The 22,240-nt window shown below is 68.1% G+C and carries 20 protein-coding genes; 14 read left to right on the top strand and 6 right to left on the bottom strand.

The genetic code is table 11. The annotated features are described in order from the left end of the window. The first annotated feature begins 42 nt into the window (after nucleotides 1–42). The 5 genes from ACZYZ5_RS14490 to ACZYZ5_RS14510 all read left to right on the top strand — a co-directional run bounded on the left by ACZYZ5_RS14490 (nucleotide 43) and on the right by ACZYZ5_RS14510 (nucleotide 6,311). A complete protein-coding gene (locus tag ACZYZ5_RS14490) occupies nucleotides 43–1,017 on the top strand; it encodes a metal ABC transporter substrate-binding protein (protein ID WP_463902546.1) in 975 nt (324 codons plus the stop codon). Further along, nucleotides 1,014–1,874 carry a metal ABC transporter ATP-binding protein gene (locus ACZYZ5_RS14495; RefSeq protein WP_463902547.1) on the top strand — a complete coding sequence of 287 codons (861 nt, stop codon included), beginning with the start codon at nucleotides 1,014–1,016 and terminating at the stop codon, nucleotides 1,872–1,874. Before ACZYZ5_RS14490 ends, ACZYZ5_RS14495 begins: the two co-directional genes overlap by 4 nt. Before the next feature lie 3 nt (nucleotides 1,875–1,877). Continuing rightward, on the top strand, nucleotides 1,878–2,762 hold the full coding sequence (locus ACZYZ5_RS14500; protein WP_463902549.1) for a metal ABC transporter permease: 885 nt from the start codon (nucleotides 1,878–1,880) through the stop codon (nucleotides 2,760–2,762). Nucleotides 2,763–2,847: 85 nt separating this feature from the next. Then, the gene (locus tag ACZYZ5_RS14505; protein WP_463902550.1) at nucleotides 2,848–4,509 is read left to right on the top strand and encodes an ABC-F family ATP-binding cassette domain-containing protein; all 1,662 of its coding nucleotides are present in this window, start codon (nucleotides 2,848–2,850) and stop codon (nucleotides 4,507–4,509) included. Between the two features lie 341 nt (nucleotides 4,510–4,850). Then, nucleotides 4,851–6,311, top strand: a complete 1,461-nt coding sequence (locus tag ACZYZ5_RS14510; protein ID WP_463902551.1) for an amino acid permease — start codon at nucleotides 4,851–4,853, stop codon at nucleotides 6,309–6,311. A gap of 521 nt (nucleotides 6,312–6,832) precedes the next feature. Here ACZYZ5_RS14510 and ACZYZ5_RS14515 read toward each other — a convergent pair. Continuing rightward, nucleotides 6,833–7,009: a CsbD family protein gene (locus ACZYZ5_RS14515; RefSeq protein ID WP_224047463.1), complete on the bottom strand. Its 177-nt coding sequence runs from the start codon at nucleotides 7,007–7,009 to the stop codon at nucleotides 6,833–6,835. A gap of 146 nt (nucleotides 7,010–7,155) precedes the next feature. On the opposite strand from ACZYZ5_RS14515, the gene ACZYZ5_RS14520 reads away from it, so the two are divergent. The 5 genes from ACZYZ5_RS14520 to ACZYZ5_RS14540 all read left to right on the top strand — a co-directional run bounded on the left by ACZYZ5_RS14520 (nucleotide 7,156) and on the right by ACZYZ5_RS14540 (nucleotide 11,390). After that, nucleotides 7,156–7,614, top strand: a complete 459-nt coding sequence (locus ACZYZ5_RS14520; RefSeq protein WP_463902553.1) for an SRPBCC family protein — start codon at nucleotides 7,156–7,158, stop codon at nucleotides 7,612–7,614. Continuing rightward, nucleotides 7,614–8,288, top strand: coding sequence for a pentapeptide repeat-containing protein (locus ACZYZ5_RS14525; protein ID WP_463902555.1), 675 nt, complete (start codon nucleotides 7,614–7,616; stop codon nucleotides 8,286–8,288). Before ACZYZ5_RS14520 ends, ACZYZ5_RS14525 begins: the two co-directional genes overlap by 1 nt. A gap of 164 nt (nucleotides 8,289–8,452) precedes the next feature. Beyond that, nucleotides 8,453–9,685 carry a thiolase family protein gene (locus ACZYZ5_RS14530; protein ID WP_463902556.1) on the top strand — a complete coding sequence of 411 codons (1,233 nt, stop codon included), beginning with the start codon at nucleotides 8,453–8,455 and terminating at the stop codon, nucleotides 9,683–9,685. Further along, nucleotides 9,685–10,515 (top strand): enoyl-CoA hydratase/isomerase family protein, encoded by an 831-nt coding sequence (locus ACZYZ5_RS14535; RefSeq protein WP_463902558.1) that lies wholly within the window; start codon nucleotides 9,685–9,687, stop codon nucleotides 10,513–10,515. The genes ACZYZ5_RS14530 and ACZYZ5_RS14535 overlap by 1 nt, the downstream gene beginning before the upstream one ends. A 2-nt stretch (nucleotides 10,516–10,517) precedes the next feature. Then, on the top strand, nucleotides 10,518–11,390 hold the full coding sequence (locus ACZYZ5_RS14540; RefSeq protein ID WP_463902560.1) for a 3-hydroxyacyl-CoA dehydrogenase family protein: 873 nt from the start codon (nucleotides 10,518–10,520) through the stop codon (nucleotides 11,388–11,390). Nucleotides 11,391–11,417: 27 nt separating this feature from the next. On the opposite strand, the gene ACZYZ5_RS14545 is transcribed toward ACZYZ5_RS14540, so the two are convergent. Then, nucleotides 11,418–11,858: an SRPBCC family protein gene (locus ACZYZ5_RS14545; RefSeq protein WP_463902561.1), complete on the bottom strand. Its 441-nt coding sequence runs from the start codon at nucleotides 11,856–11,858 to the stop codon at nucleotides 11,418–11,420. 124 nt (nucleotides 11,859–11,982) lie between these two features. Between ACZYZ5_RS14545 and ACZYZ5_RS14550 the strand changes: the two genes are divergently transcribed. Continuing rightward, the gene (locus ACZYZ5_RS14550; protein WP_463902563.1) at nucleotides 11,983–12,603 is read left to right on the top strand and encodes a GNAT family N-acetyltransferase; all 621 of its coding nucleotides are present in this window, start codon (nucleotides 11,983–11,985) and stop codon (nucleotides 12,601–12,603) included. 76 nt (nucleotides 12,604–12,679) lie between these two features. Here ACZYZ5_RS14550 and ACZYZ5_RS14555 read toward each other — a convergent pair whose 3' ends face one another. Continuing rightward, the gene (locus ACZYZ5_RS14555) at nucleotides 12,680–13,510 is read right to left on the bottom strand and encodes an SGNH/GDSL hydrolase family protein (RefSeq protein ID WP_463902565.1); all 831 of its coding nucleotides are present in this window, start codon (nucleotides 13,508–13,510) and stop codon (nucleotides 12,680–12,682) included. 267 nt (nucleotides 13,511–13,777) lie between these two features. On the opposite strand from ACZYZ5_RS14555, the gene ACZYZ5_RS14560 reads away from it, so the two are divergent. Together ACZYZ5_RS14560 and ACZYZ5_RS14565 are read left to right on the top strand one after the other, a co-directional pair. After that, nucleotides 13,778–14,458, top strand: coding sequence for a tyrosine-protein phosphatase (locus ACZYZ5_RS14560; RefSeq protein ID WP_463902567.1), 681 nt, complete (start codon nucleotides 13,778–13,780; stop codon nucleotides 14,456–14,458). A gap of 12 nt (nucleotides 14,459–14,470) precedes the next feature. Then, on the top strand, nucleotides 14,471–16,984 hold the full coding sequence (locus ACZYZ5_RS14565) for a S1 family peptidase (RefSeq protein ID WP_463902568.1): 2,514 nt from the start codon (nucleotides 14,471–14,473) through the stop codon (nucleotides 16,982–16,984). A gap of 84 nt (nucleotides 16,985–17,068) precedes the next feature. Here the strand turns inward: ACZYZ5_RS14565 and ACZYZ5_RS14570 are convergent, their stop codons facing one another. The 3 genes from ACZYZ5_RS14570 to ACZYZ5_RS14580 all read right to left on the bottom strand — a co-directional run bounded on the left by ACZYZ5_RS14570 (nucleotide 17,069) and on the right by ACZYZ5_RS14580 (nucleotide 19,841). Next, nucleotides 17,069–18,277 carry a globin domain-containing protein gene (locus tag ACZYZ5_RS14570; protein ID WP_463902569.1) on the bottom strand — a complete coding sequence of 403 codons (1,209 nt, stop codon included), beginning with the start codon at nucleotides 18,275–18,277 and terminating at the stop codon, nucleotides 17,069–17,071. Nucleotides 18,278–18,490: 213 nt separating this feature from the next. Continuing rightward, a complete protein-coding gene (locus tag ACZYZ5_RS14575) occupies nucleotides 18,491–19,210 on the bottom strand; it encodes a DUF4397 domain-containing protein (protein WP_463902571.1) in 720 nt (239 codons plus the stop codon). Between the two features lie 214 nt (nucleotides 19,211–19,424). Beyond that, on the bottom strand, nucleotides 19,425–19,841 hold the full coding sequence (locus ACZYZ5_RS14580; RefSeq protein WP_463902572.1) for a PaaI family thioesterase: 417 nt from the start codon (nucleotides 19,839–19,841) through the stop codon (nucleotides 19,425–19,427). A gap of 161 nt (nucleotides 19,842–20,002) precedes the next feature. Between ACZYZ5_RS14580 and paaZ the strand changes: the two genes are divergently transcribed. Next, complete coding sequence (gene paaZ / locus ACZYZ5_RS14585; protein WP_463902574.1) at nucleotides 20,003–22,114, top strand: phenylacetic acid degradation bifunctional protein PaaZ; 2,112 nt, start codon at nucleotides 20,003–20,005, stop codon at nucleotides 22,112–22,114. Nucleotides 22,115–22,240 lie beyond the last annotated feature (126 nt).

The raw sequence follows: 22,240 nt of genomic DNA on the forward strand, positions 1-22,240 counted from the left end.
TAGCGCCGCGGCCGGACGGCCGGGTCCCGTATAATATTCGGTATGCCTAATTATTTGTTTCGGTCCGCCAAAGTTGTCGGCCGAACGCGTCGCCGTCGAACTGCCGGAGCCGCCGTCGCCGCCGTTCTGCTCGCACTGTCCCTGGCCGCCTGCGGGGCTGCCATCCCGGGGCAGGGGCCGGGTTCCGCGGAGGACAAGCCTGTCGTGCTGACCACCTTCACCGTGCTGGCCGACGTCGCGCAGAACGTGGCGGGGGACAAGCTGCAGGTTGAATCCATCACCAAGGCCGGAGCCGAAATCCATGGCTACGAGCCCACGCCCGGGGACATCCGCAAGGCGTCCAAGGCCGACCTGATCCTGGACAACGGCCTGAACCTGGAAGCCTGGTTCGCCCAGTTCGTTGAGGGCCTGGACGTACCGCACGCCGTGGTGAGCGAAGGCGTGGAGGTGCTGTCCATCGGCGAAGACTCCTATCAGGGCAAACCGAACCCGCACGCCTGGATGTCGCCGGTCAACGTCCAGATCTACGTTGACAACATGGTCAAGGCGTTCTCGAAGCTGGATCCGGAGAACGCGGCGGCCTTCGAGGCGAACGGCGCGGCGTACAAGGCAAAACTGCAGTCCGTGCAGGATGAAATGGTCCAGAAGATCGCCGCCGTCCCCGAGGCGCAGCGGGCGCTGGTGACGTGTGAGGGCGCCTTCTCGTACCTGGCGCGCGACGCCGGCCTCCGCGAGGTCTACATCTGGGCCGTCAACGCCGAACAGCAGGCCACCCCGCAGCAGATCACCAACGCCATCGAATTCGTCAAGGCCAACAAAGTCCCGGCCGTCTTCTGCGAGTCCACGGTCTCGGACGCCCCGATGCGCCAGGTGGTGGGGGCAACGGGCTCCACCTTCGGCGGGGTGCTGTACGTGGACTCGCTCTCCGAAGCGGACGGCCCCGTGCCCACGTACCTGGACCTGATCCGGCACGATTCCAAGCTCATCACTGAAGGTCTGACGGGAGCGGCATCATGAGCAATCCGGCCATTCTGGTGGAAAACGTCACCGTCCATTACGGGGAGGTCAAGGCGCTCGATGCCGCCTCGCTCACCGTGGAGGCGGCCCGGATCTGCGGGCTCGTGGGCATGAACGGCTCCGGCAAGTCCACGCTGTTCAAGGCGATCATGGGCATGGTCAAGCCCGACGCCGGCCGCGTCCTGATCAACGGCGAATCACCGGCCAAGGCGCGCAAGAAGGGCGGCATCGGTTACGTCCCGCAGAGCGAGGACGTGGACTGGCAGTTCCCGCTGTCCGTCCGCGACGTCGTGATGATGGGCCGCTACGGGCACCAGGGCTTCACCCGCCGGGCGTCCAGGGCGGACCGCGACGCCGTCGACCTCGCCCTGGACCGCGTGGAACTGTCCGAGTTCGCCAACCGGCAGATCGGCCAGCTCTCCGGCGGCCAGAAGAAGCGCGTCTTCGTGGCCCGCGGAATCGCCCAGGGCGCCACCATGATGCTCCTGGACGAGCCTTTCGCCGGGGTGGACAAGCGCTCCGAGGCCACGATGACGCGGCTGCTGAAGGAACTCGCCGCGGACGGCTGCACTATCCTCGTCTCGACCCATGACCTGCACGGCCTGCCCCAGCTCTGCGACGAGGCGGTGCTCCTGATGCGCAAGGTCCTGATGCACGGCCCGCCCGAGGTGGTGCTGCAGCCGGAGCACCTGGCCATGGCCTTCGGCCTCGACGTCCTCAACCGCGACCTGCCCGGCGGTCCGGACCTTCCCGACCTTCCCGACCTTCCCGACACTGCCGGGCTGCACGACCTTCCGGTGATTCCGGACCCCGGCCTGTCCGCCCCCGGCGTTGCCAACCAGCCGGGAAGGAACTGAGCCATGGATCTCTTCGACCTCCTGCTGGAACCGCTGAGCTATGACTTCATGGTCCGCGCCATCGTCACCACGGCGCTCGCGGCCATTGTCTGCGCGGTGCTGAGCTGCTGGCTGGTGCTGATCGGCTGGTCACTGATGGGCGACGCGGTCTCCCACGCCGTGCTGCCCGGGGTGGTGCTCGCCTACATCGTCGGGGCCCCCTTCGCGCTGGGGGCGCTGGTGTTCGCGCTGATCGCGGTGACCCTGATCGGGGTGGTCCGCAACACCAGCCGGGTGAAGGAGGACGCGGCGATCGGCATCGTGTTCACCTCCCTGTTCGCCCTGGGACTGGTGCTCATCTCCGTCACGCCCAGCCAGACGGACCTCAACCACATCATCTTCGGCAACCTGCTCGGGGTCAGCATCCCGGACCTCATCCAGGTCCTCGTGCTGGGTGTTGTCACCTTCGCCATCCTGGTCCTCAAGCGCCGCGACCTGACGCTCTACGCCTTCGATCCCACGCACGCCCATGCGATCGGGCTGTCCCCGAAGCGCCTCGGGGCCCTGCTGCTGGGCCTGCTGGCGCTGACGTCCGTGGTGGCGCTGCAGACCGTGGGCGTGGTGCTGGTGGTGGCCATGCTCATCATTCCCGGGGCCACGGCCTACCTGCTGACGGACCGGTTCTCCCGCATGCTCGTGATCGCGCCGGTCATTTCCGCGGTGTGCTCCATCGCCGGCATCTACTTCAGCTACTACCTCGACACCGCCTCCGGTGCCATGGTGGTCCTGACGCAGGGGGCCGCGTTCGCCGCCGTCTACCTGTTCAGTCCACGGCAGGGCCTGATCGGCACGCGGCTGGCGATGGCCCGGCGCCGGAAGGCGGCTTCGCTCGCCGCGTTGCCCGCCTGAGGCGCGCCACGGGGGAGCCGGCGGTGTCATACTTGACGACGCAAGCCGCCGCCGGGCCGGCTCGCCACCTACCTGCGAGGACTCCTTGAGCGAACATCTCCGCCTTACGGGCGTATCCCACGGCTACGGGGACCGCCAGCTGTTTGCCGACGTCGAACTGGCCATCACCGCCGGGGAACATGTCGCGATCGTCGGCGAAAACGGCGCGGGCAAATCCACGCTGCTGCGGATCCTGGCCGGGCTCGAGACCCCGGACGAGGGCGCCGCCGTCCGCCGGGGACGCGTTGGCTACCTTGCCCAGACCCTGGGCCTGCCGGACGCGTTCACCGTGAGCAACGCGATCGACGCCGCACTGGGATCCCTCCGCGAACTGGAGGCCGAGCTTGACCGTCTGGAGGACGGGCTCGCCGACGCGGAAGCGGACGAACTGGAGCGCTATGGCAGCCTGCAGACGCAGTATCAGCTCAGGGAAGGCTACGCCGCGGAATCCCGGGTGGAGGCGGCGCTGGACCGGCTGGGTCTGGGCGGGCTGGACCGGATGAGGACACTGGGCTCGCTCTCCGGCGGGGAACAGGAACGCGTGGCACTGGCCTGCGTGATGGCCGATCCCGCGGACATCCTCCTCCTGGACGAACCCACCAACCACCTTGACACCAGCGGGACCGCCTGGCTGGAAGCGCGGCTGGCGGCGCACCGCGGAACCGTGGTGGTGGTCTCCCACGACCGCGTCCTGCTGCGCAAAGTCGCCTCCACCGTGATCGAAGTGGACGCCGAACGCCGGACGGTCAACCGCTACGGCAACGGCTACGAAGGCTACCTGCGGGAGAAGGCCGCCGAACGCCAGCGCTGGGCGCAGCAGTACACCGGGTGGCTGGACGCGATGGCGGCCGAACGGCTCCAGGCGGACACCGTCGCGGGGAAAATGGGCTACGCCCGCCAGCGCGACAACGACAAAATGGGCTTCGACTTCAAGGCCGGCACTTGGCAGAAGGCAGCCTCCAGCAAGGTCCGCAACGCCCAGGAGCGCCTGCGCAGGCTGGAGGAGAACCCCATCGACCGTCCGCCGGTGCCGCTGAAGCTGGCGACGGACCTGCGGGCTGACGTCGCGGCGGGACCGGCCCTGGAAGCCCGGGGAGTGACCGTGCCCGGCCGCCTGGAGCCGACGGACATCAGGGTGGAGGCGGGCCAGAAGATCCTCATCACCGGTCCCAACGGGGCCGGCAAATCCACGCTGCTCTCCGTCCTCGCGGGCACGCTGGAACCGGCGCAGGGCACCGTGGCGAGGCACGGGGAGATCGGCTACCTGCAGCAGGAGCTGGAGCTCCCGCAGCGCCCGGGGCTGCGTCTGCTGCCGGCTTTCGCCGCCGGCCTGGGCGGCAACATCGACGAGCACGCGGAGGCGCTGCTGCGCCTGGGGCTCTTCCGGACCACCGAATTCCACGTCCCGGTGGGAGGCCTGTCCGCAGGGCAACAGCGGCGGCTGGCGCTGGCCCGGCTCCTGCTGGGCGGATACGGAACGATGCTCGTCGATGAACCCACCAACCATTTGGCACCCGTCCTGGTGGAACAGCTGGAATCGGCCCTCTCGGACTTCGCCGGGACGCTGGTCATGGTCAGCCACGACCGCGCGCTGGGGGAATGGTTCGACACGTGCGCCCGTGACAACAACACCGGGAACCGCGCCGGGCGCGGCGCCGCGGCCGGGAACTGGCTCCGCTATGCCATGAGGGACGGTGCCCTGGCCTGACAAGGCCCTGGCCTGACAACGGCCTCTGACGGCGCCACAATTGCCCGCAGCCAAACTGACAACGGCCTAACTGACGGATGCACATGGACCTGCCGGACTGAAATCGAACATCGTTCGGCGTTCCGGCCCAAAATGCACCATAAATTAGCGATAGTACCCGCAGGGTGTATCCCTCGTCACGAATGGGCCGCAACTGCTAGTACGATGGATGAGCCGCGCGAGCTTCGACACTTGTGAGGTTCGGTACATGTCTGGGCCTCCATAAGGGGCTCTGGCCCGAATTTTGTGTACCTGAATCCACGGTCACTTCCCGGCCATACCCCGACCTACAAGGAACAGCTGTGCCATCACCTACGCCCACAGATCTTAAGAGCACCACGGCGCAACCCGCCGTCGTCGACTCGACCCTCAGCGCCGAGGGCTACGCAAAATCCCTGAGCGGCCGCCAGGTCACCATGATCGCAATGGGCGGCGCCATCGGCGTCGGCCTCTTCATGGGTGCCGGCGGGCGCTTGGCCTCCACCGGCCCGGCGCTCATCTTCTCCTACGCCATTGCCGGCGTCATCGCCTACCTGCTGATGCGCGCCCTGGGCGAACTCATCATGTACCGCCAGACCTCCGGCTCCTTCGTCAGCTACGCCGGCGAAATGTTCGGCAAAAAGGGCGCGTATGTGTCCGGCTGGATGTACTTCATCAACTGGGCCATGACCGGCATCGCCGAGCTCATCGCGATCGGGCTGTACTTCCAGTTCTTCTTCCCCAACGTGCCGGTCGAGCTGTCCGCGATCGCGGCGCTGCTGCTGCTTGTGGGCGTGAACCTCCTGAGCGTCAAGGCGTTCGGCGAATTCGAGTTCTGGGCCTCCTGCCTCAAGGTCGGCGCCATCCTCATCTTCCTGGCCGTGGGCACCTTCATGGTGGTCACCAACGCCCAGGTCGGTGACGGCAACGCTTCGGTCAACAACCTCTTCGCCGCCGAAGGGGGCATGTTCCCCAAGGGTGCGCTGGTCATGATCCTGGTCCTGAACGCCGTCATCTTCGCCTACAACGGCATTGAGCTCGTCGGCATCACCGCCGGCGAAATGCAGGACCCGGCCAAGGAAGTACCCAAGGCCATCCGCGCGGTCGTCTTCCGCATCGTCGTGTTCTATGTCGGCTCCGTGACCCTCCTGGCCATGCTGCTGCCTTCGGACCAGTACGTCGCCGGCACCTCCCCGTTCGTGACCGTGTTCGGCCAGATGGGCCTCGGCTGGATGGGCGACGTCATGAACATGATCGTCATCACCGCCGCGCTGTCCTCCTGCAACTCGGGCCTGTACTCGATCGGCCGGGTCTTCCGCACCATGGCCAACAATGGACACGCTCCCGAGTGGCTGACCAGGATGTCCAAGAGCCACGTGCCGTACGCGGCCATCCTGGCCATCGGCGGCGTCTACCTCGTCGGCATCCTGCTCAACATCTGGCTCGGCGGCTCACACGCCTTCGACCTGGCGCTGAACTCCGCGTCGATCGGTGTGATTTTCACCTGGGGCGCCATCTTCGCCAGCCAGATCGCGCTGCGCAAGACCAAGGGCAAGGTCTCAGCCCTGCCCGCACCCGGCGGAATCTGGGCCAGCTGGGCAGGCCTGATCGCCCTGCTGCTCATCACGGTGCTGATCGGCTTCGACACCATGACCAGCAAGACCGGCGAAGTCTTCCACCTCGGCCTCTGGACTCTGGCGACCATCCCGTTCTTCGCGCTCCTGCTGTGGCTCGGCTGGCACAAGGTCAAGAACAACGAACCGAAGAACGCACTCTTCAACTAGCCGCTGCAGGCAACATCTGAAGCGGACGACGACGGCGGGCCTCCAGTGCGGGGGCCCGCCGTTGTTGGCTTCAGGTACGTTCGCGTGCGGGTCCACGGGGCCTTTGCGAACGCGCCGGGTACGAAAGCGCCTCGCAACCGCGTGACGCGAAAGCCGGCACGCATCTGACGCGTATGGCCGCTATTCGGCCTGGTTTAGCGGCCATTCGTGGCGAACGGGTGAGTCCGGCCCGCGGTACTTGGTGGTTAGCGGCCCTTCGTGGCAAATGGGTGGACTTAGGCTTCCCACAGGGCGGTGGTCGCGCCAGCGACGCATCCATCTGACGCGTATGGCCGCTATTCGGCGTGGTTTGGCGGCCATTCGTGGCGAACGGGCGGCCGCGGGCTTCTGCATCAGGCGGCCTCGAATCCCGCTGGCCCCTGCGGCACCAAACGTCCATGGGCACACGAAAACCCCCGGACACGCAAAAGCGGCGGCGGACATCCCCCAAAAGGAATGGCCGCCGCCGCTTTTTGTGCGGACTAATCCTTCTTGAAGGCGTCCTTGGTGTTCTCGCCGACCTTCTTGGCGTCTGCGACGACCTGGTCCTTCTGGCCCTCGGCGCGCAACTGGTCGTTGTTCGTGGCGTTGCCAGTAGCTTCCTTGGCCTTGCCGCCGAGGTGCTCTGCTTCGTTCTGAATCTTGTCTCCGATACCCATGGTGCAAACACCTTTCGTTTCCGGTTGAAATTCAACGTTCAATCACAATAACACAAAGCATGCTTACTAAATCAAGGGGGTTTCAAGTGGGCGTCCCGCGCCGAGAGGGGTGAACTCTGCGCCGGAGCCGGGCTAGGCTCGATGCCATGGACCACACAATCAGCCTGACCCAGCATGTCAACGCCCCGGCGGACAAGGTCTGGGGGGTCATTTCCGACATTCCCGGTTCGGCCGCAACCCTCTCCGGCATCGAATCGATCCAGATGCTCAGTGAGGGCCCCTACGGCGAGGGCACGCGCTGGAAGGAGACCCGCACCATGATGGGCAGGTCGGAGACCGTGGAGATGTGGGTGTCCCAGGCCGATCCGCCCCGGAGCACCACGGTGAAGGCCCTGCAGGGCGGGGCGGACTACACCTCCCGCATGACGCTGGCCGATCGCGACGGCGGCACGGACCTGACCATGACGTTCGGCGCCGAGCTCCAGAATCCCTCCCGGATGCACAAGCTGGCGATGGCTGTCTTCGGAAAATTGGGCATGCGCATCACCCGCAAGGCCCTCGCCAAGGACCTGGCGGAAATCGCGGCGAAGGCCGAGTCGCTCTAGTGGCCCGGAGCACCGCGGCCAAGGCGCCGAAGGTCACCGCGCCGCGGCTCAGCCCGGTCCGGCTGGCGGAGCTTCGGGACGACCCGTCCCCGGATTTCCAGTCCGGGGAGAGGTACGACGGCGTCCGGTACAGCAGGGTCTCCGCCGACGGGCTGGAACTCGCCGGCACCGACTTCGCCGAGTGCGACTTCCAGGGCGTGTCCTTCAACGAGACCCAGCTGCGCGGCGCCACGTTCCGTGACTGCATCCTGGCCGAGGTGTACGCCCCCGTGTTCATGGCCGCCCGGACCACGCTGCGCGACGTCGAAATCGGCAACCCCCGCTGGGGTTCCGCGGAACTCTACGAGAGCGGCTGGCAGTCCGTGCGGATCGACGGCGGGAAGCTGGACTACGTGAACCTCCGCGGCTCCAAGCTCACGGACGTGCAGATCAGCGACTGCATCATCGCCGAACTGGACCTCGGTTCCTGCGCCGCGACCCGGGTGGCGCTGAAGAACTGCACCATCGGCACCCTCGACGTCGCCGGCGCCAGGCTCAAGGACTTTGACATCCGCGGCACCGACATCCGCACCATCAGCGGACTGGAAAGCCTCGCCGGCCTCGTGATCGACGACTACCAGCTCGGCCTGCTCGCCCCGCTCATGGCCAGCCACCTCGGCGTCGTCGTCGCGTAATCCGGCGGGGCTTCGATTGACCCCCTTGCCGCGCCGTGTAATCTTTATAGAACGAACGGTCAGTAAATTGGCGCGCCGGCGGGTCCACCGCGGACGCGACCGCCGGGAGTTCTTTCGATGACAGATTCGATGACAGAGACGTTTATCGCGTGAAGGGTGTACCCATGGCATCAGCAGCAGCAGCAGGACCACAGGCATTTCTCGTAGGCGGTGCCCGCACTGCGGTGGGCCGTTACGGCGGGGCACTCTCCGCGGTCCGCCCCGATGACTTGGCCGCCCTCGTGGTCCGCGAGTCTGTGGCCCGGGCCGGGCTGGACCCCGACAGCATCGATGAGGTCATCCTGGGCAACGCCAACGGCGCGGGCGAGGAAAACCGCAACGTCGCCCGGATGGCCACCATCCTGGCCGGCCTGCCGCTGCACATCTCCGGCATCACCGTGAATCGGCTCTGCGCCTCCGGCCTGAGCGCCATCATCATGGCCAGCCACATGATCAAGTCCGGAGCCGCGGACATCGTGATCGCCGGCGGCGTGGAATCCATGAGCCGCGCCCCCTGGGTCCAGGAGAAGCCCCGGACCGCCTTCGCCAAACCGGGCGAAATCTTCGACACGTCCATCGGCTGGCGCTTCGTGAACCCGTTGTTCCGGAAGGGCGAACTCTCCCGCGGCGGGAAAATGACCTTCTCCATGCCGGAAACGGCCGAGGAAGTCGCCCGCGTGGACGGCATCACCCGCGAGGACGCCGACGCCTTCGCCGTCCGCTCGCACGAACGCTCCCTCGCGGCCATCGCCGCCGGCCGCTTCGCCGACGAGATCGTCCCGGTCACGGTCAAAACCCGCAAGGGCGAAACCGTCGTCGACACCGACGAGGGCCCGCGCGCCGGGACCACCATGGACGTCCTCGCGGCCCTCCGCCCCGTCGTCGCCGGCGGGTCGGTGGTCACGGCCGGCAATTCCTCCACCCTCAACGACGGCGCCTCCGCCATCATCGTCGCCTCCGAAGCCGCGATTGAGCGGCTCGGACTCACCCCGCGCGCCCGGATCATCGACGGCGCCTCGGCCGGCTGCGAACCCGAAATCATGGGCATCGGCCCCGTCCCCGCCACCCAGAAGGTGCTCGCCCGGACCGGCCTCAGCGTCGGCGACCTCGGCGCCGTCGAACTCAACGAGGCCTTCGCCACCCAGTCGCTCGCGACCATGCGGCGGCTCGGCCTGGACCCCGAGATGGTAAACCGCGACGGCGGCGCGATCTCCCTGGGGCACCCGCTGGGGTCGTCCGGCTCCCGGCTCGCGATCACCCTGCTGGGCCGGATGGAGCGCGAGGACGCCCGGATCGGCCTCGCCACCATGTGCATCGGCGTCGGCCAGGGCACCGCGATGCTGCTGGAGCGGGTGTAGTGGCGGCCGGCGCGACGGGTCTGAACCCACAGGATTTCCGCACGCTGCTGGTCGACGAGCGCGATGACCGGCTGGTGGTGCTCCTCAACCGGCCCGAGGTCCGCAACGCCATCGACCAGCAGATGGTCGACGAGCTGCACGCCGTCTGCGCCGCGCTGGAACAGACCCCGAAGGTGCTCATCATCGCCGGCACGGAGGGGGTCTTCGCCTCCGGGGCGGACATCGGCCAGCTGCGCGAACGCCGCCGCGACGACGCCCTGCAAGGGATCAACTCCACCATTTTTGTGCGCATCGCGAAGCTGCCGATGCCCGTCATCGCGGCCCTCGACGGGTTCTGCCTGGGCGGCGGCGCCGAACTGGCGTACGCCGCGGACTTCCGGATCGGCACACCGTCGGTGCGGATCGGCAACCCCGAAACCGGCCTGGGCATCCTCGCCGCCGCCGGTGCGAGCTGGCGGCTGAAGGAGCTCGTGGGGGAGCCGGTGGCCAAGGAAATCCTGCTGGCCGGCACCGTGCTGCGCGCCGAGCGGGCCCTCGCCGTCAACCTCATCACCGAGATCCACGAGGCCCCGGAGCTCATGGCGGCGGCCCACGCCCTGGCCGACAGGATCGCCGGGCAGGATCCCCTCGCGGTCCGGATCACCAAGTCGGTGTTCCACGCCCCCGCCGAGGCGCACCCCCTGATCGACCAGCTGGCCCAGGGGATCCTCTTCGAATCCCAGGCCAAGTTCGACCGCATGCAGGCGTTCCTGGATAAGAAATCAGCCAGGATGTCCGACAAGAAGTCAGCCAAGAAGTCCGAGCAGGATTCAGACCGGAAGAAGAACTGAAGATGAGCAACTCCGTACTTCCCGCGAACCTTCCCGCCGCAGTCGGCGTCCTGGGCGGCGGCCGGATGGGCGCCGGCATCGCGCACGCCTTCCTGATCAACGGCGCCAACGTCCTCGTCGTCGAGCGCGACGAGGAAGCTGCCGAGGCGGCCCGCGAACGGGTGGAATCCGCGGCGGCCAAGAGCATCGAGCGCGGCGCCACCGACGGCAACCTCGACGAGATGGTCTCCCGGCTCTCGGTCACGGTCGACTACGAGGACTTCAAGGACCGCCAGCTGGTCATCGAGGCCGTCCCGGAGGACTGGGACCTGAAGGTCGCCTCGCTGCGGGGGATCGAGGAACGGCTCGACGACGCCGCCTACCTCGCCTCGAACACCTCCTCCATCTCGGTCAACGCGCTGGCCCGCGAGCTGCAGCGCCCGCAGAACTTCCTGGGCCTGCACTTCTTCAACCCGGTGCCGGCGTCCACCCTGATCGAGGTCGTCCTCGGCGAGCACACCTCGGAGCCGCTGGCCCAGGCGGCCCGCGGCTGGGTCGAAGCGCTGGGCAAGACCGCCGTCGTCGTCAATGACGCCCCCGGCTTCGCGTCCTCACGGCTGGGCGTCGCGATTGCCCTCGAGGCGATGCGTATGGTGGAGGAGGGCGTGGCGTCCGCCGAGGACATCGACAACGCCATGGTCCTGGGCTACAAGCACCCCACCGGACCCTTGCGGACCACGGACATCGTGGGCCTGGACGTCCGCCTCGGCATCGCCGAATACCTCGCCTCCACCCTGGGCGAGCGGTTCGCGCCGCCGCAGATCCTGCGCGACAAGGTCGCCCGCGGGGAACTCGGGCGCAAGTCCGGCAAGGGCTTCTTCGACTGGACCTCGTAACCTGCGGGAGCGGTCAAACGCTTTTTGCTAGGAGGCCGCCTGGGAGTCGAGTGTCTTCTTCATGCCGTCCATGGCGGGGCCGGCAAGGGAGCGGAACGCCGGCCGGACAAAGGGTTCGGCGACCTTGAGCAGGCCCTTCAGCCGGAATTCCGCCGTGTACTTCACCTCGGAGCCCGTCCCTGCCGGCGACACGTCAATGGTGTCCACCGAGATGACCGATTTGTTCTCGCCGCGCAGCGTGATGCGGCGTGCCGTCAGCTCTGTCACCTCGTAGGTCAGCGCCTGGCGCTTGCCGCGGAACTCGGCCTCCGCGTGGTACCGGTGCCCGACGGCGACCGGTCCTTCGGAGAGCTTGTCCACCACGGGGGTCCCGGGGTCCCACTCCGGGGTGTGCTCGAACGCGGACAGGTATTCGAAGGCCCGGGCGGGCTCAAGGGCGGTGTGGACGGTGCCGGTAACTGTGATCATGCCCCCAGCCTAACGAGAACGCCCGCCAGGGCACCGGACCGCGGCCGGGAGACCGCACCGCCGTTCGCCGTCTGCCCCGCGGGCCGTTCGCCGGCTGCCCGCGATCTGCCTCTAGGATGGTGCCGTGACTTCCTTGGACCGGCCCGCGATCGCCCCCATCACCCTGACCGGCAAATTCGTCGTCCTCGAGCCGCTGCGCCCGGACCACCACGACGGCCTCGTCGAGGCGGCCCGCGACGGCGAACTGTGGCGCCTCTGGTACACCAGCGTGCCCGCCCCGGAGCAGATGGCCGCCGAGATTGAGCGGCGAATGGCCCTGCAGGACAACGGCTCCATGCTGCCCTTCACCACGCGCCTGATTGACCCCGCCACCGGCGGACCGGGCCGGGTGATCGGCATGACCACCTACATGAACATCGACGCCGCCACGCCCCGGGTGGAGATCGGCTCCACCTGGAACGCGGCATCAACGCACGGCAGCGGCAGCAACCCGGACTCCAAGTTGCTGCTGTTGCGGCACGCCTTCGAAACGCTGGGCTGCCCCGCCGTCGAGTTCCGGACCCACTGGCTCAACCACCAGTCCCGTGAGGCGATCGCGCGGCTGGGCGCCAAACAGGACGGAGTGCTCCGCAGCCACACCCGCAGCAGCGAGGGCGCGCTGCGGGATACCGTGGTGTTTTCCATCCTGGAACACGAGTGGCCGATGGTCCGGAACGCCCTGGAGTCCAGGCTGGCCAATCGGTAATAGGCCCGCCAGCCTGGACCAGGGTGCGCGGGACGGCGCCAGGCCGCGCGAAGCGGCGCTGGCGCGCTAAGCCCCGCTAGCGAGCCGAATAGACGTCGGCGTCGCTGAGTGCTGTGTAGTACGCCTCGTAGCCCTCGGCGTTCGGGTGGAAGCTATCGGGGCTGTCCTGGATCGCGCCGTTAATCCACGGAACGTCCGAGGTGATGCCGTGGCCGGCGAAAGCGGTCGTGACGTCGACGTACTCCGCTCCGGTGTCACCGGCGGCGTCGGCAATGGAGGCGTTCAGCCCGTCAGCCAGCAGCGTGGCCTGGTAGATGAACAGGGACGTCGGATCGGCCGGATTGGCGATGACCGGATCGTAGAGGTACGGGTAGCCGGTCACCACAATCCTGGCGTTGGGCGCGGCCGCCTGTACGCTCTGGATCATTGCGGCCACGTCTGCGGCCAGCGGTCCATTGAGCTGGGCCATCGCGACGGCAGTGGCTTCGCCGCACGCCGTAGCATAAGCGGGGTCCTTCGTGGCGGCGACGCAGCTCGTGACGATATCCCCGAACCCGAGGTTGTTGCCGCCGGCGGTGATGGTGACCAGGTCCGTGCTCTTGTTCAGCCGCCGCAGCTGCGAGTTCACGACGTCCTGGGTCGTGTTGCCGCTGCACGCCGCGTTCTTGACCAGTTTGATGGCCTTGGTGTCGGCCGCGAGTTCGGCGTAAGTGTTCTCGCTGCGGTAACAAAGGCTGTCTTGGTACGGTCCCGCGCCCTGTCCGGCGGCGTAGGAGTCTCCGAGCGCGATGTACTTGGTCTTGTCCGCGGCCTGCGCCGGGACCGTAGCCAGACTGGCCGCCATGGCCAGGGTGGCGAGACCGGCAGCCAAAGCTTTTCGCCGGCGTCGAAGCTTCAGAGTTCCCATGGTGTTTCCCTCAGTAGCACGCTGGTTCAGCGCCCGTGCCGTGATGAGGAGGTCGGTCCCGGCGGCTGGTGAGCTGAAAAGAGAGCCCGGCGGCTACCGGGTTCACCGCCACCTTACTCGCGAGCCTGAATCCGGCACCATGCCCGGCGGGGCGAATATTCGTAAATTCAGCCCGTGGATTGGCGCTGGCGCGTGTGCTTAGCTGTCAGGATGACACTTCCTGCCGTGCCCGGTGGCCCAGCCCGGGGGAGTGCATTGCCCGGAGCTATGAACTGGGACGGGGCAGTCAATGCCTGGCACGTCGCCGGCAGTGTGTTCCGGATGGGACGCCGCGAGTGGCTCACCGACACCGGGTGGCAGCAGGCGTACGACGGCGGCATCCGGACGGTGATTGACCTCCGCAACCCGGACGAGATCCGACACCGCGAGACGGATCCCCGGGTCAGTGCCGAGACCCTGGCGGCGTTCGACGTCGTGCACGCTCCCACCGAGGACCCCGGCAACAGCGAATTCCGCAGGCTCTGCGTCCCCTACCTGAACGACCCGGCGTCGTACGCGGACAATGCCCGGATCTTCCCGGACAAGCTGGCTGCGGTCTTCAAGGCCGTGGCGCAGGCGCGCGGCGGCGTCGTGATCCACTGCTCGGCCGGCCGGGACCGCAGCGGGATGATCGCGGCCATGCTCCAGGACCTCGCCGGGGCCGGTGAGGACGCCATTGCCCGGGGCTACGAGCGGGCCGCGCGGGGCATCAACGAACACCACCGCGTGTCGGCGGTCCCGCATCCGCATGAGCGGTATCTGCCCGAGGAGGTTCTCGCGCCGCTGCTCGAAACGCGGCGGACAAGCCTGCTGCGGTTTGTGCGCCACGTGAAGACCGGCGAGTTCCTGCGCCACAATGGGGTCACGGACCCGGAGGTGTCTGCCATTCTGGCCAAATTGGGACGCTAGAGTAACCGGGTGATGACTCCGAAGTTTCAGCTGACTGTGCGGGCGGTGGCGGCTGCTGCCCTCGCGCTCGCAGGCTCGTTCCACGCCCTACCCGCGCTGGCCGAAGCCGGGGTACCGGAACCCGTTCCGACAGCTTCGCCGTCGGCACCCAGTCCGGCGATGCCGATTGAGCCGACGACGACGGGTGGCGCGGCTAAGACGACGACGGCCGGTGCGGGGGTCCTCCCGACGGCACCGGCGGTTCTTGCGACGGCGCCGGCAACGGCCCCGGACATCAGCGACGCCGGACTCGCCGAAGCCCTCCGGCGCGACCTGGGCATGACCCTCGAGGAGTTCAACGCCGCGGGCCAGCTGGGCCGGACCGCCGCCGACGCCCTTGCGTCCCTGCAGCAGCTCCCCGGCTACGTGGGGATGAGCCTGCGGGACGGCCAGATCCTCGTCGAAGGCAGCGGCGCCGAGCTGCAGGCCCGGGTGGATGGACTGAACTCGCCGGCAAAGGTTGCGGTGTTCGTTCTCGTGGCGCCGGCTGGTGAGGCACCCAGCACTCCGACCGTTGGGCCGTCCACTGCTCCGGCGGATGAGCCCTCCGCAATCCCCTCCGCTGAGCCCTCGGACGCCTCCTCCGCTGCGCCCTCGGCCGCGTCCTCTGCGGCTCCCTCGGCCGCGGAGCTGCTGGCGTCCAGCACCGAGCACCTGTTCCAGGCCTATGTCCGCGAGGTCGGGCCGGCCGGGCTGCAAGCAGTCGCCTACTCCGGTGGGAACTTCATTATCCGCACCGGCGGAACGAACACGGCCGAAGCCGGCCTGACCCAGGTCCCGGACCAGCAAACCGCGCCGGCACAGGCACCCGACCAGCAAACTGCCACCGCTCCCGAGCCCGCGGCCGCTGTCACGGCGCCCGGGAAGACTTCCCCGGCTGACTTCGTGGCCCGCTACGCCAATGTGCAGCTGGAGGAGGGCTCCCCGGTCACCACTGAAGCGGACGTTTTCGGCGGGGAGGGCATCGCCATTGACCGGCAAACCGTCTGTTCGACGGGATTTGGCGCATTCAGTTCGGCGGGACTTCCGGTCGTGCTGACGGCGGGGCACTGCGCCGAGGACAGCTCAGCGCAGATCGCAGAGCTTGAGCCGCCGACCTCCGCCACAGCGGGCGGGTCGGCGCCCTTGGCCGGCATGCTCGCCCCGCTCGGCAGCTTCGGCTTCAGCCAGTTCGGTGGACCGCTGAACTCCTGGATCACCGGCACCGAAGAAGCCCCCGGCAACGTGGGCACCGACATCGCCGTCATCGAGGAACTCGACGGCGGTATCAAGCTGCAGGCGGCCGCGACCACCTGGGCCGACGCAGCCAACCCCGGGGCCACCGCCGTCAAGATCATCGGCATGGTTGCCCCGTTCGAGGGCCAGGAGGTGTGCCGCTCCGGGCGGACCGCAGGTTGGTCGTGCGGTCAGGTGGAAGAAACCGGCATCTACGTGGTGGGCGGCCTGACCACCGCAGCCGCGGACCTGAGGGCCTTCCGCGGTTTCCTGTCCAGAAACGTCCAGTCCAGCGGCGGAGACTCCGGCGGGCCCTGGATCAGTGGCAACTTCGCCGTGGGCACCCATTCGGCCGGCGAGACGTCCGGGGAGAACTTCGCCATCGCCACGACTCTCGAGGACGCCCTCACCACGTTCCCGACCCCGGTAGAGCTCCAGCTGTTCCTGAACAAGCCCGATCTCGCGGCCCCGGAAGACGTGACCGTTCCGGCGGGCCAACCCATCACGGGCCGGGTCCCCGCGGCCCCGGCGTCGGCCGTTGCCGCCAACTCGCAGGTCCGCATCACCTTTGATGGGCAATCTGACAATCAAACGGTGGAAGTGCCGGTCGACTCCGCCGGCAACTGGTCGTTCCCCGCGCCCGAGGCCAGCGGACCGCTGAGGTTCACGGCCGAGACGGTGAACGGGTTCAGCCGCTCCGGCGAAGTTTCCCTGACCGTCAAAGTCACAGACCTGGACGCTCCGCGGATCACCACCCCGGCCGAGGGTGCGGCGCTTAAGACCGTCACCCGCATCGACGGCACCGGAACCCCCGGGCTCAGGGTGAAACTCACCGGCGACATCAGCGGCTCCGCAGTCGTCGCGGCGGACGGCCAATGGACCATTCCCGTCGAGAAAGCCGAACCCGGCCGGTTCACCATCCGCGCCGTCCAAACCTCCCCCGGCGAGGTGGACAGCCCCTCCGTCACCCGGAACTTCACCGTTGAGACTCCGGTCGTGGCCCCCGTCGAGCCCGTTGTGCCAGCTGAGCCCGTTGCCCCGGCAGGGCCCGTTGTCCCGCCGGCGGCGACCGCGGGGCCCGTTGTCCCGACTGAGCCCGTTGTCCCGCCGGCGGCCCCCGCTGAGCCCGTTGTCCCGGTCGTTCCGGCCTCCTCCGGCCAGCTGCCGGACACCGGCGCCGGGTCGCTGCTCCCGACGGCGGGACTTGCCGGCGGCGCGATCCTGCTCGGCGGCGCCCTGCTGGCCGCCACACGGCGCCGGGCCGCCAGCTAACTACTGCCGCGCGGCGCCGGCGGAGCCATCCAACGTCCGCCCGGCGTCGTGCGGTCCGTTAGCGGCCGCCGTCGACCACCGCCGCTACTGGAAGTCCGCCAGCCAGAGGTCCGGGCCGAACACCTCGTACTGGATGTCTTTCGCCGGAACACCGCCGGCCACCAGGGCGCTCCGGACGGACTTCAGGAACGGCAGGGGACCGCAGAGGTAGTACTCGGCGTCGTCAGGGAGGTCCACCGCTGCGACGTCCATGAAGCCGGAGAACTCGGATCCGGACACCGTTCCGCCCACGGTGGGGTTCAGGAACCACATCTTCAGCGTCCCGTCCGGCAGCGCGGCCAGATCCTCCCGGACCTGCCCCCGGAGCGGGAAGGACTCCTCACTGTCATCCGCATGCAGCAGCATCACCTGCCGCTGGGAGCCGGACTTGACCAGGTGCGAGAGCATCCCGGCCATCGGGGTGATCCCGATCCCCGCACTGGCCAGGACCAGGGGCCGGTCCGTGTACTCCATCACCACATCGCCGAACGGCGCCGAGAGGACCACCTCGTCGCCCGCCTGGACCTCGTTGTGCAGCAGGTTGGACATCTCGCCGTCGGGGGTCCCGAGCCCGTGGACCCGCTTCACCGCGAACTGGCGGTGCTGGCCGTCGTCGGCCTTCGTCAGGCTGTACTGCCTGGGCTGGTGGACACCGTCGTGCATGCGCATCTTGATCGTGACGTACTGCCCCGGCAGGGACGGCTTGACCTCGCGCTCATCGACCCGCTCCACCACGAAACGCACCACGTCGTCCGTCTCCTCGATCCGCTCGGCCACGCGCCAGGTCCGCCAGATCGTCTCCGGGGTGAGGTGCACCGCGTTGTACAAGCCGCGTTCCTTGTTGATCAGCATGTTCGCCATCAGCCAGTAGACCTCGTCCCAGGCGGCGGCGACGTCGGGGGTGACGGCATCGCCCAGCACATCCACGATGGCCCACATCAGGTGGTCGTGGACGACCTGGTACTGGTCCGGGCTGAGCCCCAGCGAGACGTGCTTGTGCGCCACCCGGGAGAGCAGATGGTCCGGGACCTGGTCCACGTTGTCCACGAGCAGCCCGGCGAAGGCCGCGATGGACCCGGCGAGGGCCTGCTGCTGGCGGCCGTCCGCCTGGTTTCCCCGGTTGAAGAGCCCGTCCAGGAGGTCCGGCCGCGCCTCGAACATGTGTTTGTAGAAGCGCTTGGCGATCTCCTCGATGTGCTCGCCGACGACGGGCAGCGTTGCCTTGATGACGGGAAGTGAGGTCTCTGAGAGCATGGTGGATCCCTTCCGGTGCGACCGGTTATACCCAGTGGTGTCGGGTGAATCAGCCCTTCCAAGCTAACAGTCGGGGTCCGGGGCCCTCCGGGTCCATCGGCCCTACCGCAAGCGGCGGGGTGGGTGTAGGCAGACGAGCAGCGCATCCCCTGCGGGATGCGCTGCCGGTCAGCTATTCAGGGCCGTTCCGACGGCTCAGCGGTCACTAACACTTCAGCGGCGGTCGTGGCCACGCCCTTTTGCCGAGTCGACCACCTGGACCGCCACGCCGAGTGTGTCGGCCTCCAGGCTGCCCCAGGCGTACACGATCGTGTTCTTGCCCTTCTCGACCGGTACATCCGCCGGGCCGATCAGCGGCTCGGTGGTGCCGGCGGCCGCGACCGAGGCGGATACCGTTCCGGCCTCCAGCGTCAGCACCTCCTGGTCGGGGTTTTCCAGGTCCTCGATGACCGCGGTGTCGCCGGCCAGGACGTCGACGGCGGGAGCCGCGGCCACGTGCCGGACGGTCAGTTTACCCTCGCCCCGGGGGCTGGCCGAGGTGTTGTTCCTGAACAGTGTGGCGGTGGGGTCCCCGTCGGCATCCAGGTGCGCGACGGCGGTGTAGTTCCGGCCCTCCTCGAGCTGGACCTTGACCGGGCCGATTACCGGGTTGTCGGCACTGGTGGCGTCGGCCGCCGTGATGGCGATCTTGTAGCTGCCGGCGTCGAGCTCCAGCGGGCCCGCGAGGGAGCCGGGCTCGAAGTCGTCCAGGGTGAGCTTGCCGTCCACCCATACGTCCACGGTCAGGCCAGGGACGCCGTGCAGGACGGATAGGAGGGCATCGTCGCTGTGGTGCCCGCCGCCGTCGTGCTTCCCGCCGGCCTGGGCGGGGGCGGCGAAGGCGAGTGCCGCCACCATGGACAGGGCCCCGGCGGCATAAACGGATTTGCGCATTTCGAACTCCTCATTGAGTTGCCCGGATCCGGGCGGTGATTTGCTTACACCGTTACTACCGGACGGGGCCCCCGTTTGGATGCAGCCGGCGGCACTTTTTCGGCGCCGAGTTCACTCACCGGGCGTGCGTGCGTCCGGCCGAACTCGCAGCTCTGGACGACCTCGGCGGTGGGGCGGGGCGGCGCGTCCGGCCGAGCCCGCAACCTTCGCCCGCTCAGCCCTTGCGGTTCAGCAGCAGGTTCGTGATCCGCAGCGTGCAGAGCCGTTCGCCGGCGGCGTTGTTGATCAGCACCTCGTGGGTGGTGAGGGTGCCGCCGAGATGGATCGGGGTCGCGATGATCGTGATGAGCCCCTCGCGGGCGGACTTGTGGTGGGTGGCGGAGACGTCCACGCCGACGGCGGTCTTGCCCAGCGTGCTGGCGTGGATGACCGCGGCCCAGGAGCCCACCGCCTCCCCGACCGCCAGCGACGCGCCGCCGTGCAGCAGCCCGAAGGACTGCCGGTTTCCCTCCACCGGCATGGTGGCGACGACCCGTTCGACGGATTCCTCAACGATCTTCACGCCCATTTTTTCGTCGAGTTCGCCGAGGGTGATCTTCCACAGCTCGGTACTGCGGGGCTCGGGCGTCATAACGTCTCCTCTGTGGCCGGAATCCATGGGTCCCGGCGGGTCAGTGCCGCCGCAGCTAGTGTGCGGCAGGCCTCATTCATGTACTGTAGACATATTACCGAACGGACGGTCAGTAATGCTGGCCGTGTTGATCTTGCCCCTGTTGGAAGGACCCGTCAACGATGACCACCACTGCAACTGCTCCGGAACCCACAGTAGACACTGTCGAGATCGTTCCCAGCTTCATCAGGGATTCCTGGTGGACCCCCGACGCCGGCTCCGCGGCCGGCGCTGCCTCCGTCCTGGACGCGAGCACGGGTGAACTCCTCGCCAAGGTGAGCACTGAGGGACTCGACCTCGCCGCCGTCGTGGACTACGGACGCACCACCGGCCAGGCGGAACTCGGCAAGCTGACCTTCCACCAGCGCGCGCTCAAGCTCAAGGAACTCGCGCAGTACCTGAACGGCCGCCGCGAGGAGTTCTACGCGCTCTCCGCCCAGACCGGCGCCACCAAGATCGACTCGATGGTCGACATCGACGGCGGCATCGGCGTGCTCTTCACCTTCGGCTCCAAGGGCCGGCGCGAACTGCCCAACGCCCAGGTGATCGTGGACGGGCCCATGGAGGTGCTGTCCAAGGACGGTTCCTTCGCCGGCGAGCACATCTACACCCGCATCCCCGGCGTTGCCGTGCAGATCAACGCCTTCAACTTCCCGGTCTGGGGCATGCTCGAGAAGCTGGCCCCCGCGTTCATCGCCGGCGTGCCCACGATCGTCAAGCCGGCCACCCCCACCGGCTACGTCACCGCCGCCGTGGTCAGGGCGATGATCGAATCCGGCATCCTGCCCAAGGGTTCGCTGCAGCTGATTTCCGGCTCGGTCCGCACCATGCTGGACCACCTCGACTACCGCGACATCGTGGCCTTCACCGGCTCCGCCTCCACCGCCAATACGCTCAAGTCCCACGTCAACGTGGTCAAGGGCGGGGTCCGCTTCACCTCGGAAACCGACTCCCTGAACGCCTCGATCCTGGGGCCGGACGCCGTCAAGGGCACCCCGGAATTCGACGCCTTCATCAAGTCCCTCGTCACCGAGATGACCGCCAAGGCCGGCCAGAAGTGCACCTCGATCCGCCGGGCCATCGTGCCGCAGGAGCTGGTGCAGGACGTCATCACCGCCGTCGGGGAGCGGATCCAGCAGCGTGTGGTCCTCGGTGACCCGCGCGCCGAGGGCGTCAACATGGGCGCCCTGGCGTCCCTGGAGCAGCTCGCCGATGTGCGCGCGGCCGTCCAGTCCATGCTCGACGCCGGTGGCGAACTCGCCTACGGCACGCTCGATTCGCCGAAGGTCACCAGCTCGGACGGCACGGTCGGCGTCGTCGAAGACGGCGCGTTTATGTCCCCCGTGCTGCTGAGCTGGGCCGATCCGGAAGCCGATGAGGTCCACTCGCTGGAAGCCTTCGGCCCGGTCTCCTCGGTGATCGGCTACACGGACCTGGCCGACGCCGTCCGCCTCGCCGCCCGCGGTGGCGGCTCGCTCGTCGCCTCGGTCTGCACCAATGACCCTGACGTCGCCCGCGAACTGGTCACCGGCATCGCCGCCCACCACGGCCGCGTGCACATGCTCAACCGCGAGGACGCCCGCAGCTCCACCGGCCACGGCTCACCCGTCCCGCACCTGGTCCACGGCGGCCCGGGCCGCGCCGGCGGCGGCGAGGAGCTTGGCGGCATCCGCTCCGTGCTGCACCACATGCAGCGCACCGCCATCCAGGGTTCGCCGAACATGCTGACCGCGGTCACCGGCGTCTGGCACACCGGCGCCGACCGCAACTTCACGCTCGAGACCGAAGGCCAGCACCCGTTCCGGAAGCACCTGAGCACCCTGCACATCGGGGACGCGATCCGCTCCGGGCTGCGCGAAGTGACCCTGGACGAGATCTCGAAGTTCGCCAACTCCACCGGCGACACCTTCTACGCCCACACCAACCAGGAGGCAGCCGAGGCCAACCCGTTCTTCCCGGGCATCGTCGCGCACGGCTACCTGCTGCTGGCCTGGGGCGCCGGGCTGTTCGTGGAGCCCGCACCGGGCCCCGTGCTGGCGAACTACGGACTGGAAAGCCTGCGCTTCATCACTCCGGTGGCCGCGGGCGATTCCATCCGGGTCACCCTGACCGCCAAGAAGATCACCCCGCGCGAGACTGACGAGTACGGCGAGGTGGCCTGGGACGCCGTCCTGACCAACCAGAACGACGAGATCGTGGCCACCTACGACGTCCTCACCCTCGTGGAGAAGTAGGCGCCCTTCTACTGCCGCCGAGGTGAGATTTCGCGCCCATGTCCACGTGGACATGGGCGCGAAATCTCACCTCGGCGCGTACATTTGCAGGCTCTTTCGGTCCCGCTCCGGCGTAAAATTTTCTTC

The sequence above is a fragment of the Pseudarthrobacter ribosi genome, from assembly GCF_055412865.1.